The organism is Streptomyces sp. NPDC001381 (genome assembly GCF_042895685.1).
Classification (GTDB): Bacteria; Actinomycetota; Actinomycetes; order Streptomycetales; family Streptomycetaceae; genus Streptomyces.
The window spans coordinates 657001-670816 of sequence record NZ_JBIAWO010000001.1; the positions used below are offsets into that span (position 1 = coordinate 657001).

Below are 13816 nucleotides of genomic sequence, written 5' to 3' on the forward strand. Positions count from 1 at the left end.
GTCGTCGACGCAAGGTCCGGGCAGCCCGCCCCGGGAAGCGCGGGGTCAGGAAACGTCCTTGCGCAACGAGGCGATGAGGCGGTCGAGGTCCCCGCGAGCCGTGTACGTACGGATCGGGTCGATGTAGTCGCGTGACTCTATGATCTGGCCGTCCCGCACACGCATGACGAAGACGCAGGGCACCTTGGCCGTGGAGTCGTCCGGCAACGTGAACGCGTAGGCGAACTCCGCGACGATCACTTCGGGATCGGCGGTCTCGTGAACGACGACGTCGACGACACTCCTCTTCGGCAAGGACGCCCGGACCTCCGGCGGCACCGTGAAGTGCTCCCGGAGCGCACGCCGGCTCGTCAGCGGCTCGGACTCCGGCGTCGCCATCGGGTGCCGGACATCGGTGACCTCGCCGTACAGATCGGGCAACTCGCTCGAGTTCCCGTCGGCGACCCCATGAACAAGCCGGAGAAACACCTCGCGCGGACTCAGACTCACCAGACCCCCCAAGCAGGACGCACAGACAGCCAACGATCATTGTCGCCCGCCGCGGGCCCGCACCGCGGACCGTCCCGGCCGGCAGCACAGACCTGCCGAGGGCTTCGACGCCGACCGGCCCAAAGTCCCGCTCAGGCAGACGACACAAAGCTTCCCCCCTGGTTGATCTGACACTCCATCAGTTCTGGTTATAGTGGGCAAGGGCCTTGGGACGGAGGGCAGATGACGAGCAGCAGCGGCGATCCCCGGGTGTACGACCACGGCGGCGGCGTCCGCTCGCTCCGGGTACCCATCCCGGACAACCCGCTCGGCCACACCCTCGTGTACGTCGTCGACACCGACCGCGGACCGGTCCTGGTCGACACCGGCTGGGACGACCCCGCCTCCTGGGACGCGCTGACCACGGGACTGTCCGCCTGCGGCACGCCGGTCACCGACCTCCACGGGGTCGTCATCACCCACCACCACCCCGACCACCACGGCCTCTCCGGCAAGGTGCGGGAGGCGTCCGGGGCGTGGGTGGCGATGCACGCGGCGGACGCGTCGATCGTGCGGCGGACCCGTGAGACGCGCGCCGAGCGCTGGTACACGTACATGGCGGACAAGCTCACCGCCGCGGGAGCACCCGACGAGCACATCGCCCCTCTGCGCACGGCCCGGCGCCGTACGCTTCCCGGGCTCTCCCCCGCCCTCCCCGACCGCGAGATCGTCCCCGGCGAACTGCTCGACCTGCCCGGCCGCCGGCTGCGCGCGATCTGGACCCCCGGCCACACCCCCGGCCATGTCTGCCTCCATCTGGAGGAGGAGCACCCGGCCGAACTGACGGGCCACGGCCGTCTGTTCTCCGGCGACCATCTCCTTCCCGAGATCAGCCCCCACATCGGCCTGTACGAGGACCCCGACGACACCACCGTCACCGACCCCCTCGGCGACTACCTCGACTCCCTCGAACGCGTCGGCCGCCTCGCCCCCGCGGAGATCCTCCCGGCCCATCAGCACGCCTTCACCGACGCCCCGGCCCGGGTCCGGGAGCTGCTCACCCACCACGAGGCCCGCCTGGCCGGCCTCCGCACCCTCCTCGCCGCTCCCCTCACCCCCTGGCAGCTCGCCGAACGCATGGAGTGGAACCGCCCCTGGGAGCAGATCCCCTACGGCTCGCGGAACATAGCGGTCTCGGAGGCGGAGGCCCATCTGCGGCGGCTGGTGAAACTGGGGCACGCGGAGGCGGTGGCGGGGAGCGATCCGGTGACGTACGTGGCGGTGTGAAGGTCCGCTGTGAGCGGTGCCGTTCACGAGGGCGAACCACGGCGTTCACGAGACGGTCCTACGGTGCTGCCCACACCCCTCCCGGACCCTCAGGTGGCGACACCCATGGACCCGATCGCACAGCTCCTCGCCGAACGCGCCTGCCAGCGTCTGCTCCTCGACCTCGTCCGCCGTCTCGACCTCGGCGAACCCGGCTCCGTGGCCGAGCTGTTCACCGAGGACGGCACGTGGACCTGGCCCGAGGGCGAACGCCTGGTCAAGGGCCGCGCCGCCCTGCGCGCCCACTTCGGCTCCCGCCCCGCCGACCGCCACGCCCGCCGCCTGATGGCCGACGTCCACGTCCAGGTGACGTCCCCGGACACGGCGAGGGCGACGTCGTACTTCACCACGTACCGCGTGGACGCCTCCGCGGCCCGAGCTTCTGCCCCGGTGGGGATCGGCCACTACGAGGACACCCTGCGCCGCACCCCCGACGGCTCCTGGCTGCTCGCGGCCCGCACCCTGCGCCTGCCGTGCGACCGCCCCACGCCGCGTCTGTAGACCCCCTGGGCTCCCTCGCCCGGCACGCGAGACCGGGCAGCTCTAGACTCACAGGGTCTCAGCTGAATAACCGTCAAAGGATCAACTACGTTGCTCGCAGCACGCATTGGCACTGTCCTCGGTGGTATCGCCGCCGCGACCCTGCTCACGATCGGCAACGCCTCGGCCGTCCACTTCGAGATCGACGAGGCCGACGCCACGCCGTTCGACGGAAGTGTGCCGTCCGCCACGGAGTGCGCCCACAACTCCGTGGGGAAGGGCTGTTTCCGCGAGGTCGGGGACTGGTTCGAGATCGTCGACGAGAAGAAGGACGGGCACGCGACCCTCGTCGTCTGGCGCAGCATCTACCCCGAGAGCCAGGCGACCATCCGGCAGGGAACCATCTGGAACACCGCCGGCTTCCAGACCTACCGGTACCAGAACAAGGATCTCCACGAGGGATACCTCCTCGAGCTCCGGGTGTGCGCCGGTGAGTGGCACAACAAGCACGTCATCGACAGCACCTGCAGCGCCTGGACGACGACCAAGTCCTGAACCCGCCCTCGGGCGGGGTCGCCGTGCTCCGGGGTGCACCAGTCGATGTCCTGGAGCCGTCGGCGGTGAGGTTCACATCGTCGGCCCCTCCAGCCGCTCCCTCACCAGGTCGGTGCGGGGCGGCGGCGCGTACGGCGGGCGCGGGGTGGCCGTGGCCGGCTCGACGGACTTCCCCGGCGACGACGACGGTGACGGCGCTGCCCAACCTGGCGGGGGCGGGCCCGGTGGCGGCGGACGTCTCACAGCCACCCCTCAGGGCCCTGGCTACCTGCGGGTAGAGTGACCGCGTCGTCATCACACCCGTACGGGGGGAAGCCGGTGCAATTCCGGCGCTGACCCGCAACCGTGAACCACCGCGCCGGTGGTGAGCCGGACTGCCCCGTGCGGACGTTGACCGGCTCACGTGCGCGGCAGCCCGCCGTCGCACGGCACCGTCGAGGTCTACGGAGCCGAGCCGCCGGGGTGTCCCGTGCTGCCCGGCTCCCGGACCTCCCGACCGGGAGAGGCACCCGCCGATCATGAAGTTCCGCCACAGCGCCGCGGCCCTGGCCGCCACCACCGCCGCAGTCCTGGGTGCCGCCGTTCCGTCCGTCGCCGCCACCCCCACCCCGGCGGCCGGGATACCCGACGGCCTCTACGGCACCGCCGACCCGACGTACGACGGCGTGTGGCGCCAGTCGCTGGCGCTGCTCGCGCAGGACACCGTGGGCGTGGTCCCCGCCGACCGGGCCGTCGCGTGGCTGGCGGGGCAGCAGTGCGCCGACGGGGCGTTCGCGCCGTTCCGCGCCGACACCGCCAAGGCCTGCGGCGCCGGGCTCCAGGTCGACACCAACAGCACCGCCGCCGCCGTCCAGGCACTGGCCGCCGTCGGCGGGCACGACGGCGTGACCGGCAAGGCCGTCACCTGGCTGAAGTCCGCGCAGAACACCGACGGCGGCTGGGGCTACTCCCCTGGCGGGGCCAGCGACGCCAACTCGACGTCCGTCGTCATCGGCGCGCTGACCGCCGTGGGGGAGAAGCCGGCGGATGTCCGCAAGGGCGGCCGGTCCCCGTACGACGCCCTGATGAAGCTCGCCCTGCCGTGCGAGGGCGAGGGCGCGGGCGCCTTCGCCTACCAGCCGGACAAGAAGGGCGGGCTGGCCGCCAACGCGGACGCGACGGCCGCGGGCGTGGTGGGCGCGCTCGGCAGGGGCCTGGTGGTGACCTCGGGCAAGGAGGCGGCCGCGGCCTGCGCCGACGCCGACCGGCCGACGCCGCGGCAGGTGGCGGCCAACGGCGCCTCCTACCTGGCGCGGGTGCTCGCCGGGAACGGGTACCTCACCTCCGTCCTCCCCGGCGCGGAGGACCAGCCCGACTACGGCAACACCGCCGACGCGGTGGTCGCGCTCGCCGCGCAGGGCGGGGCCGCCCAGGCCACGAAGCCCCTGCGGTGGCTGGAGCGGAACTCCGCGGCCTGGGCGCGGCAGAGCGGCCCCGCCGCATACGCCCAGCTCATCTTCGCGGCGCACGCCACGGGCACCGACCCCCGCGACTTCGGCGGCACCGACCTGGTCGAGAAGCTCAACGCGACGGGCCCCGCGCCGCGGGCGCAGCAGGCCGCCGAGAACGCGGCGGAGAAGCCGGACCGGAAGGACGAGGGCGACGACGGGTACGGCACGTGGTGGACCGTCGGTGTCTTCCTCGTCGCCGGTGTCGGCATCGGCTTCCTGATCAGCGGCCGCAGGAAGCAGCAGCCGTGACGCGCCGCCGCTGCCTCCTGCTCCTCGCCGCGCTGTTCCTGACCCTGGCGGGCACCGGCCCGGCCCACGCCACCGGTTACCGCTACTGGTCCTTCTGGGAACGCACCGGCGGCCACTGGTCGTACGCCACCCAGGGGCCGGGCACCGCCCGCCCCTCCGACGGCGACGTCCAGGGCTTCCGCTTCGCGGTCAGCGCGGACTCCGAGGACGCGTCCCGGCCCCGGGGCGCGGCCTCCTTCGACGCGATCTGCGCGCGGACGCCCGAGCGGTCCGGTACGAAGCGGGTGGCCCTGGTCATCGACTTCGGCACCCGGCGGGACGCCCCGTCCGGCGCGACCCCGCCCGCCCTGCGCCGGGCCTGCGCCCGGGTCTCCCCCGACGCCACGACGGCGGAGGCCCTGGCCTCCGTCGCCAAGCCCCTCCGCTACGACGCGAACGCCCTGCTGTGCGCGATCGCGGGGTACCCGAGGACGGGGTGCGGGGAGCAGGTGTCGGCGCGGCCCGAGGCGGAGCCCGAACCCGACGGCGGGCCGTCGGTGGGCGTGTACGCGGGCGCGGCGGTGGTGGCGGTCCTGGCAGCGGCAGCGGTCCGGCAGGCCCGGCGGCGCGGGAATGCGTGACGAGCGCGGCCGCGGGCAGTCGTGCCGCCGAGACGGCACGGGTGAGCGGCGGGAGTCCCACCGCGCGGGCGAAGCCGGGAGCGGAGGAGACACCCCGCACGCGCGGGCCGTCGCCCCCTCGCGGCAGCCTCACTCCACCCCGCCGGCACCGGCCCGCGCCATCTCGCGGCAACCCCACTCCACCCCGCCGGCACCGGCCCGCGCCGCCTCGCGGCACCCCCGTGCCACCCCGCCGGCTCCGGCCGGCGCTTTCGCACCCGTCCGGTTCCACCCCGCCGCCTGGTGGCTCTGGTCCCTCTCCCTCGGCACCGCCGCGACCCGCACCACCAACCCCCTCCTCCTCGCGCTCCTCCTCACCACCTCCGCCTACGTCGTGGTCACCTGCCGCCCCCGGACCCCGGCCCCCTGGGCCCGCTCCTACCCCGCCTTCCTCAAGCTCGCCCTCGCCGTCATAGCCGTCCGCCTCCTCTTCACCCTCGCCCTCGGCTCCGCCGTCCCCGGCACCCACACCCTGCTCACCCTCCCCGAGGTCCCCCTCCCGGCCTGGGCCCAGGGCATCCGTCTCGGCGGCCGGGTCACCGCCGAAGCCCTTCTCTTCTCCCTCTACGACGCCCTCCGCCTCGCCACCCTCCTGGTCTGCGTCGGCGCCGCGAACGCGCTGGCCAGCCCCTCCCGCCTCCTCAAGTCCCTCCCCGGCGCGCTGTACGAGACGGGCGTGGCCGTCGTCGTGGCCCTCACCTTCGCCCCGAACCTCATCGCCGACGTCCACCGCCTGCGCGCCGCCCGCCGGCTGCGCGGCCGCCCGGACCGAGGCGTCCGGGGTCTGCTCCAGGTGGGCCTCCCGGTCCTCGAGGGCGCCCTCGAACGCTCCGTCGCCCTCGCCGCCGCGATGGACGCCCGGGGCTACGGCCGTACCGCCGACGTCCCCGCCCCCGTACGCCGTACGACGGCGGCCCTCACCCTCGGCGGCCTGCTCGGCGTCTGCGCGGGAACGTACGGACTCCTGGCCGCCGCCGGAGCCGGCTACGGCCTCCCCCTCCTCCTCGCCGGCCTCGCCGCCGCCCTCGCCGGACTGCGCCTGGGCGGCCGCCGGTCCCCGCGCACCCGCTACCGCCCGGACCGCTGGACCCCGCGCGCCTGTCTGACGGCCGCCTCCGGCATCGCGACCGCCGCGCTGCTCACCCTCGCCGCCACCACGGACCCGGCGGCCCTGCACCCCGGGGTGGTCCCCCTGACCGCGCCCACCCTCCCGCTCTGGCCCGCGGCGGCCGTCCTCCTGGGCCTCCTGCCCGCCTTCCTGCACAAGGAGCAGCCGTCGTGATCCGCTTCGAGAACGTCTCCGTGACCTACGACGGCATGTCCCGGCCGACGCTCAGCCAGGTCGACTTCACGATCCCCGAGGGCGAACTCGTCCTCCTGGCCGGCCCGTCCGGGGTCGGCAAGTCGACGCTCCTCGGCACGGTCTCCGGCCTCGTCCCGCACTTCACCGGGGGCACCCTGCACGGCCGGGTCACGGTCGCCGGCCGTGACACCCGGACCCACAAGCCCCGTGAACTCGCCGACGTGGTGGGGACGGTGGGCCAGGATCCGCTCTCCCACTTCGTGACGGACACGGTGGAGGAGGAACTGGCCTACGGCATGGAGTCGTTGGGGCTGCCCCCGGAGGTGATGCGCCGCCGCGTCGAGGAGACCCTCGATCTCCTCGGCCTCGCCGCCCTCCGCGACCGTCCCCTCGCCTCCCTCTCCGGCGGACAGCAGCAGCGCGTGGCGATCGGCTCGGTGCTCACCCCGCACCCCCGCGTCCTCGTGCTCGACGAACCGACCTCCGCCCTCGACCCGGCCGCCGCCGAGGAGGTCCTCGCGGTCCTGCTCCGGCTCGTCCACGACCTCGGTACGACCGTGCTGCTCGCGGAGCACCGTCTGGAACGCGTCCTGCAGTACGCCGACCAGGTCGCCCTCCTGCCGGCCCCGGCCACGGCCCCTCTCCTCGGCTCCCCGGCGGAGATGATGGCCGTGTCCCCGGTGTACCCGCCGGTGGTGGATCTGGGCCGCCTCGCGGGCTGGACCCCCCTCCCGCTGACCGTCCGCGACGCCCGCCGCCGCGCGACGGACCTCCGCGAGCGCCTGGCCCCCCGCGAGACCACCAGGCCGGGCGAGGCCGGGAACTCCCTGCCGTCCCCGCCCCGGTGCCCCCCGGCGGAGCCGAACCCGGCGCACCGCGGCACGGCGGGCCCGGTCCCGAGCCCCGCCCCCGGCGCCGCCCCGATCCCCCGGCCGGCCCCGTCCCGGGGCACCCCGCCAGGTCCGGCCACGGACACCACCACTGGCACCCCGGCACCGCCGGGCCACGGCAGCACGCGGGGACCGGCCACGGACGCCACCCCCCGCACCACCCCGGACTCCCCCACGCCCCCGGCCCAGGGCGGCACGGCGGCGCCGGAACCGGGCCCAGCCCCCGACGCCCCACCGTCCCCGGAACCGGCGCCCGCCCCGACCGGGCCCCGGTCGTCCGCGTCCCGGCGCCTCTCCCTCTCCTTCCGGCGCAAGCGCGCCGACGTCACCCCCGCTGCGTCCGACGCGTCCGGTGCCGCCGGTGGCCCCGTCGCCGAAGCGCGCGCGCTCGCCGTGCGCCGTGACCGTGTCCAGGCGCTCCGGCGCGTAGACCTCGCCGTGGGGCCCGGGGAGACCGTCGCGCTCATGGGCCGCAACGGGGCCGGAAAGTCCACCCTCCTCTCCGCCTTCGTGGGCCTCGTCGAGCCGTCCGCCGGGGCGGTCCGCGTCGGCGGCGCGACCCCGCACCGCACACCGCCCCGCGACCTGGTGCGCCGGGTCGGGCTGGTCCCGCAGGAGCCCCGTGACCTGCTGTACGCGGACACGGTGGGCGCCGAGTGCGCGGCCGCCGACCGGGACGCGGGGGCCGCGCCCGGCACCTGCCGTGAGCTGGTCGGCGAACTCCTCCCGGGGATCACCGACGGCACCCATCCGCGCGACCTCTCCGAGGGCCAGCGCCTCACGCTCGCGCTCGCCGTCGTCCTGACCGCCCGGCCGCCGCTCCTGCTCCTCGACGAACCGACCCGGGGCCTGGACTACGCGGCCAAGGCCCGTCTGGTCGCCGTCCTGCGCGAGCTGGCCGCGGCGGGTCACGCGATCGTCCTCGCGACGCACGACGTGGAACTGGCCGCCGAGCTGGCCCACCGGGTCGTCCTGCTCGCCGACGGCGAGGTGATCGCCGACGGCCCGACGGCGGAGGTGGTCGTGTCCTCGCCCTCCTACGCCCCGCAGGTGACGAAGATCCTGGCCCCGCAGCCCTGGCTCACCGTGGCGCAGGTGAGGGAGGCGCTGGCATGACCCGTACCAGGGCGGTCCCGCTGGGACCGCGTTCCCTCGTCTCCCTCGTGCTGGTCAGCGCGGTCGGCGTCGTCGCCTTCACCTGGCCCTTCCTCGCCCCGCCCGCCTCCGCCCTCAACGCGCACGCCCAGGACGCCCCCTGGCTCTTTGCGGGCCTGCTGGTGCTGCTGGTGGCGGTGGTGGCGGCGACGATCTCGGAGTCCGGTCTCGGCGCGAAGGCGGTCGCCATGCTGGGCGTGCTCGCCGCCACGGGGGCCGCGCTGCGCCCGATCGGGGCGGGCACGGCGGGCATCGAGCCCATGTTCTTCCTGATGGTGCTGAGCGGCCGGGTCCTCGGGGCGGGCTTCGGCTTCGTCCTCGGCTCGGTCACGATGTTCGCGTCCGCCCTGCTCACCGGCGGGGTGGGCCCCTGGATGCCGTTCCAGATGCTGGCGATGGGCTGGTTCACGATGGGCGCGGGCCTGCTCCCGGGCCGGGCCGGCCTGCGCGGCCGTGCGGAGCTCGCGCTGCTGTCCCTGTACGGCTTCCTCGCCGCCTTCGCCTACGGCACGGCGATGAACATGGCCGGCTGGCCGTTCATGGGCACGCTCGCCTCGCGCATCGCCTTCGACCCGGACGCGGCGGTGCCGGCGAACCTGGCCCGCTTCGTCGCGTACTGCGTGGCGACGTCACTGGGCTGGGACCTGGGAAGGGCGGTCGTGACCGTGGTGCTGACGGTGACCCTCGGCCCGGCGATCCTGCGCGCGCTGCGCCGGGCCACCCGCCGGGCCGCCTTCGAGGCGCCGGTCACATTCGACGCGCCCGCTCCGTGAACGCTCGTACGCCCGCTGTCATCCGATCGCCCGTGAACGGTGAAGCACCCCACATGACTCACATCACCTACTACTCGCCCTAGTGGTGCATTTCGGACGCCATGCTCATGCCATTAAGCCCTCTGACCTGCGGATTGAGAGCCAGGTCACACAAACGACCTTCGCCTCAAGTACGGCCACAACTAGCAAAAGGGGTCTTTGCGGACGTCCCCCGATCCTGCTTCTCTGGATGACGTCGCACGGCGCCGACAAGCCCCCGGGCCTCGGCGCCGACGCATGCAGCCACCCACCGCACCTCACGCGGAGCGGCCACGCACCGCGTGACTCCGGCATGCAGGCGACCACCATCGTCCCCGAAGAAAAAGGTTCTCCGTGTCCGTCTCCGTCATCCGCCGCATCGCTTCCCCCAAGAAGGCCCTCACCGCCGTCGCCGTGGCCGCCGCCACCGCCGGCATGGCCCTGTCCGCGGCGCCCGCCCACGCGGCCCCCGCGACCTCGGCCACCCAGGCCCAGGCGATCGCGCACAAGATGATCCCGGACGCGGCTCAGTACAAGGCCTTCGCCAACATCGTGAAGCACGAGAGCAACTGGGACGTCGACGCCACCAACGCGTCCTCCGGCGCCTACGGCCTCGTCCAGGCGCTGCCCGGCTCCAAGATGGCCTCGGCCGGCTCCGACTGGAAGACCAACGCCGCCACCCAGATCAAGTGGGGCCTGGACTACATGAACTCCCGCTACGGCAGCCCGGTCGCCGCCTGGAACTTCTGGCAGGCCAACGGCTGGTACTGAGCCACGCCCACCTCGTAGACGCGAAGGCGGCGGTCCCCCGATCCCCGGGGACCGCCGCCTTCGCCTTTTCTCCCTCTCGGCGTGGTCCACTGAGCCGGTGACCACCGAGCCCTCCGCGAAGGACCCCGAGGCACGCGGCGTGCGCCTCACTCCCGTCCTGCTCGTCCTGACCGTGGTCAGCGGTCTGATCGACGCGATCAGCTACCTCGGTCTCGGCCGTGTCTTCACCGCGAACATGACGGGCAACGTGGTGGTCCTCGGCTTCGCCGCCGCGGGCGCCCCCGGCTTCTCGGTCCGGCACACCGCGACCTCCCTGGCCTTCTTCCTCGCGGGCGCGACCACGGGCGGCCGGATCGGGCGGGGAGCCGGCGCCGGTTCCCGGCGCGTCCGGACCCGGGCCACCCTCGGCGCCGAAGCCGTGCTGCTGGCGGCCGCGGCCACCGTGGCCCACCTCACGGCGGAGGACGGCCGCCTCCGCCTGTACACGGTCATCGCGCTCACCGCCTTCGCGATGGGCCTGCGCAACGCGACCGTCCAGAAACTCGCCGTACCGGCCCTCACCACGACCACGGTCGTCACCATGACCCTGACCGGCCTGGCCTCCGACTCCCACGCGGCCGGCGGCTCGGGCCGACGCTCCCGCCGTCGCGCGGCGGCCGTGACGGCGATGTTCGCGGGGGCGGTCCTGGGCGCGGCCCTGGTCCTCCATCACGGCATCGCCGCCCCGCTGCTGCTGGCGGCGGTGATGTCGGGGATGCTGGCCCTGCTGGCCTCCGGCAGGGAGTGAGCCCGTCGGACCGTGCGGGTCATCCGGCCCGGTGGCGCTGATAGTGACGGGCGACCCGCACCCGGTTCCCGCAGCGGGAGGCCGAGCACCAGCGGCGGCGCGGATGGGCGGCGAGGAAGAGCATCACGCAGTCGTCGGCCTCGCACTCCCGGATCGCGGTGACCGCCGGATCGGCCAGCAGTGCGGCAGCGGCCTCCGCGAGACGGGCGGCCAGCCGCCGGCCCGGTGAGCCCTCGCGCCTGCGCGTGACGGCCACCGCCGAGCCGTCCCAGGCCAGTTCGTCGATCGCCGGCGCGGCCCGCTGCGCCTCGTTGAGCGCCGCCAGGTCGGCGGCCGGCGGCGGGTCCCCGCGGCGGACGCGGTCGAGAGCCCGGGCGACGTGGTCCCGCACGGCACGTACGGCGGCGAGGTCCGCGTCGGTGACCTCCTGCGGCACCGCCTCCGCGAGGCGGTCGGCCTCGAGCACCCACCAGGCGCGCAGGTCGGACGGGGTCGCGAGCAGATCACCGGCGGCCGGACGGGTGTTGACCAGGTCCAGCGCCAGCGGTTCCCCGGTCAGCGGCACGAGATCATTCATACGCCTAATGCTACATCGCGACGTTGACACGTTAGCCAGACCTCGCATACCTTCACGGCCGTGGCTAATGCATGAAAGGCCGATGGAAGGATTAGGAATGTCCGCTTTCCCCGCCCGCACCGCTCATCGCCATGTCGACGTCGACGGCGTCCGCGTCTTCTACCGGGAGTCGCTCCCCGACCGGGCCGACGCCCCGGTCCTGCTGCTCCTGCACGGCTTCCCGTCCGGCTCCCACCAGTTCCGCCGCCTCATCGACGTACTGGGCGGCCGTTACCGGCTGATCGCCCCGGACTATCCCGGGTTCGGCCACACCGAGGCGCCGGAAGGCTTCACCTACGCGTTCGACCGGCTCGCCGACGTCACCGAGGGTCTGATCCGGCGGCTCGGCCTCGACCGGTTCGTGATGTACGTCTTCGACTTCGGCGCACCCGTCGGCTTCCGTATCGCCGAACGCCACCCCGAATGGATCGCCGGGCTGGTCGTGCAGAACGGCAACGCCTACGAGGAGGGCCTCTCGGAGGCGGCCCGCGGCCTCCTCGCGCTGACCCCCGGCACCCCCGGCGCCGAGGACGCCGTACGCGGCATCCTCACCCTCGGCGGCACCCGCGGCCAGTACGAGACCGGCGTGACCGGCCCTGAGCTGATCGCCCCGGACGGCTGGACCCTCGACCAGCACTTCCTGGACCTGCCGGGCCGCAAGGAGGCCCAGGTCGCGCTGTTCTTCGACTACCCCTCCAACGTCGAGCGGTACCCCGCCTGGCAGGCGTGGCTACGCGCGCACACCCCGCCCGCCCTCATCGTCTGGGGCAGCCACGACCCGTTCTTCCCCGAGCCCGGGGCGCACGCCTACCTGCGCGACCTGCCCGACGCCGAGCTCCACCTCTTCGACACCGGCCACTTCGCCCTGGAGACCCACCTGGGGGAGATCGCGCCGCTGATCGCGGACTTCCTGGACCGGGTGCCGCTCCCCGTCACCCGGCGCTGACCCGCAACTCCTTCACCCCGTTGATCCAGGCCGACCGCAGCCGCCGGGGATCCTGGACGAGCCGCAGGTCGGGCATGGCGTCGGCGACGGCGTTGAAGATGAGATCGATCTCCAGCACCGCGAGGGACTTGCCGAGGCAGAAGTGCGGCCCGCCGCCGCCGAACCCGAGATGCGGATTCGGATCCCGCAGGACGTCGAAGTCGTCGGGCCGGTCGAACACCTCGGGGTCGTGGTTGGCGGAGGCGTAGAAGAGCCCGACCCGGTCCCCCTTCCTGATCAGCTTGCCGCCGAGTTCGGTGTCCTGGGTGGCGGTGCGCTGGAAGGAGACGACGGGCGTGGCCCACCGCACGATCTCCTCGGCGGCGGTGGCGGGCCTCTCCCGTTTGTAGAGCTCCCACTGCCCGGGGTGCGTGAGGAAGGCGTGCATCCCGTGGGTGATGGCGTTGCGGGTGGTCTCGTTCCCGGCGACGGCGAGCATGAGCACGAAGAACCCGAACTCGTCGGAGTTCAGGTTCCCCTCGTCCTCGGCGGCCACGAGGGTGGAGACGATGTCGTGCGCCGGACACCGCTTGCGTTCCGCGGCCATGTTCATCGCGTACGAGATCAGCTCGGCGGCGGACTGCTGGCCGACCTCCTCGGTGATGGCGTACTCGGGATCGTCGTACGCGATCATCTTGTTGGACCACTCGAAGATCTTGACCCGGTCGTCCTGGGGGATGCCGATCAGCTCGGCGATGGCCTGCAGGGGCAGCTCGCAGGCGACGGAGGTGACGAAGTCGAAGGGGCCGTCCTGCCCGCGGGCGCCCGCGACGATGTCCCGCGCCCGCTGCCTCAGCCGCTCCTCCAGCCCCCGGATCGCCCGGGGCGTGAACCCGCGCTGCACGATCTGCCGCACGCGGGTGTGTTCGGGGGGATCCATGTTGAGGAGGATGAACCGCTGGGCGTCGATCGACTCCCGCGGGATGTGGTCGTTGAACCGGATGATCGCGGTGTTGAGGTAGGAGGAGAAGAGCTCGGGGTGCGTGGACACGTATTTCACATCCGCGTGCCGGGTCACGGCCCAGTACCCCTCGTCCTGGAAGCCGGCGACGTTGCCCGACTGCGGGATCCAGCGGACCGGTTCGGCCCGCCGCAGCTCGGCGAACTCCGGGAGGGGAACACGGTGATGCAGCAGGTCGGGGTCGGTGAAGTCGAACCCGTCGGGAAGCGCTGGACAGGGCATGGGCAGCTCCAGCCAGAGGGCGACTTTTTCTGACGGCTCATCAGAAACAGATTGCGGTGAAGGTAGTTGAGGCGCCTGAAGGCTGCAAGACCCTTGCGGTGACACACA

At 73.5% G+C, this 13816-nt stretch carries 14 protein-coding genes and 1 riboswitch; of the genes, 11 read left to right on the plus strand and 3 right to left on the minus strand.

Annotated features, from left to right (window positions below; genetic code table 11):
* Positions 1-45: 45 nt before the first annotated feature.
* Positions 46-489 (minus strand): nuclear transport factor 2 family protein, encoded by a 444-nt coding sequence (locus tag ACFY2L_RS02965; protein ID WP_390821318.1) that lies wholly within the window; start codon positions 487-489, stop codon positions 46-48.
* A gap of 222 nt (positions 490-711) precedes the next feature.
* Between ACFY2L_RS02965 and ACFY2L_RS02970 the strand changes: the two genes are divergently transcribed.
* From ACFY2L_RS02970 to ACFY2L_RS03015, 10 genes are all read left to right on the plus strand, one after another.
* The gene (locus ACFY2L_RS02970; protein WP_390821319.1) at positions 712-1755 is read left to right on the plus strand and encodes an MBL fold metallo-hydrolase; all 1044 of its coding nucleotides are present in this window, start codon (positions 712-714) and stop codon (positions 1753-1755) included.
* Between the two features lie 105 nt (positions 1756-1860).
* On the plus strand, positions 1861-2295 hold the full coding sequence (locus ACFY2L_RS02975) for a nuclear transport factor 2 family protein (RefSeq protein ID WP_390655607.1): 435 nt from the start codon (positions 1861-1863) through the stop codon (positions 2293-2295).
* 90 nt (positions 2296-2385) lie between these two features.
* Positions 2386-2829 carry a hypothetical protein gene (locus ACFY2L_RS02980; protein WP_390655606.1) on the plus strand — a complete coding sequence of 148 codons (444 nt, stop codon included), beginning with the start codon at positions 2386-2388 and terminating at the stop codon, positions 2827-2829.
* Between the two features lie 268 nt (positions 2830-3097).
* Positions 3098-3231: riboswitch (cobalamin riboswitch) on the plus strand.
* Positions 3232-3347: 116 nt separating this feature from the next.
* Entirely contained in the window at positions 3348-4568 is a 1221-nt protein-coding gene (locus ACFY2L_RS02985; RefSeq protein ID WP_390821320.1) for a prenyltransferase/squalene oxidase repeat-containing protein, read from the plus strand.
* A complete protein-coding gene (locus ACFY2L_RS02990) occupies positions 4565-5188 on the plus strand; it encodes an SCO2322 family protein (protein WP_390655604.1) in 624 nt (207 codons plus the stop codon). The genes ACFY2L_RS02985 and ACFY2L_RS02990 overlap by 4 nt, the downstream gene beginning before the upstream one ends.
* Positions 5181-6509, plus strand: a complete 1329-nt coding sequence (locus ACFY2L_RS02995) for an energy-coupling factor transporter transmembrane protein EcfT (protein WP_390821321.1) — start codon at positions 5181-5183, stop codon at positions 6507-6509. The genes ACFY2L_RS02990 and ACFY2L_RS02995 overlap by 8 nt, the downstream gene beginning before the upstream one ends.
* Positions 6506-8536 carry an ATP-binding cassette domain-containing protein gene (locus ACFY2L_RS03000; protein ID WP_390821322.1) on the plus strand — a complete coding sequence of 677 codons (2031 nt, stop codon included), beginning with the start codon at positions 6506-6508 and terminating at the stop codon, positions 8534-8536. The genes ACFY2L_RS02995 and ACFY2L_RS03000 overlap by 4 nt, the downstream gene beginning before the upstream one ends.
* The gene (locus tag ACFY2L_RS03005) at positions 8533-9348 is read left to right on the plus strand and encodes an ECF transporter S component (RefSeq protein WP_390655601.1); all 816 of its coding nucleotides are present in this window, start codon (positions 8533-8535) and stop codon (positions 9346-9348) included. Before ACFY2L_RS03000 ends, ACFY2L_RS03005 begins: the two co-directional genes overlap by 4 nt.
* Before the next feature lie 372 nt (positions 9349-9720).
* The gene (locus ACFY2L_RS03010) at positions 9721-10137 is read left to right on the plus strand and encodes a transglycosylase SLT domain-containing protein (RefSeq protein WP_390655600.1); all 417 of its coding nucleotides are present in this window, start codon (positions 9721-9723) and stop codon (positions 10135-10137) included.
* Between the two features lie 97 nt (positions 10138-10234).
* Positions 10235-10924, plus strand: coding sequence for a YoaK family protein (locus ACFY2L_RS03015; RefSeq protein WP_390821323.1), 690 nt, complete (start codon positions 10235-10237; stop codon positions 10922-10924).
* 19 nt (positions 10925-10943) lie between these two features.
* Here the strand turns inward: ACFY2L_RS03015 and ACFY2L_RS03020 are convergent, their stop codons facing one another.
* Entirely contained in the window at positions 10944-11501 is a 558-nt protein-coding gene (locus tag ACFY2L_RS03020) for a CGNR zinc finger domain-containing protein (protein WP_390821324.1), read from the minus strand.
* A gap of 97 nt (positions 11502-11598) precedes the next feature.
* Here ACFY2L_RS03020 and ACFY2L_RS03025 point away from each other — a divergent pair, with 97 nt between their 5' ends.
* A complete protein-coding gene (locus tag ACFY2L_RS03025; protein WP_390655597.1) occupies positions 11599-12486 on the plus strand; it encodes an alpha/beta fold hydrolase in 888 nt (295 codons plus the stop codon).
* On the opposite strand, the gene ACFY2L_RS03030 is transcribed toward ACFY2L_RS03025, so the two are convergent.
* Positions 12473-13708: a cytochrome P450 gene (locus tag ACFY2L_RS03030; RefSeq protein WP_390655596.1), complete on the minus strand. Its 1236-nt coding sequence runs from the start codon at positions 13706-13708 to the stop codon at positions 12473-12475. The genes ACFY2L_RS03025 and ACFY2L_RS03030 overlap by 14 nt on opposite strands.
* Positions 13709-13816: the final 108 nt, after the last annotated feature.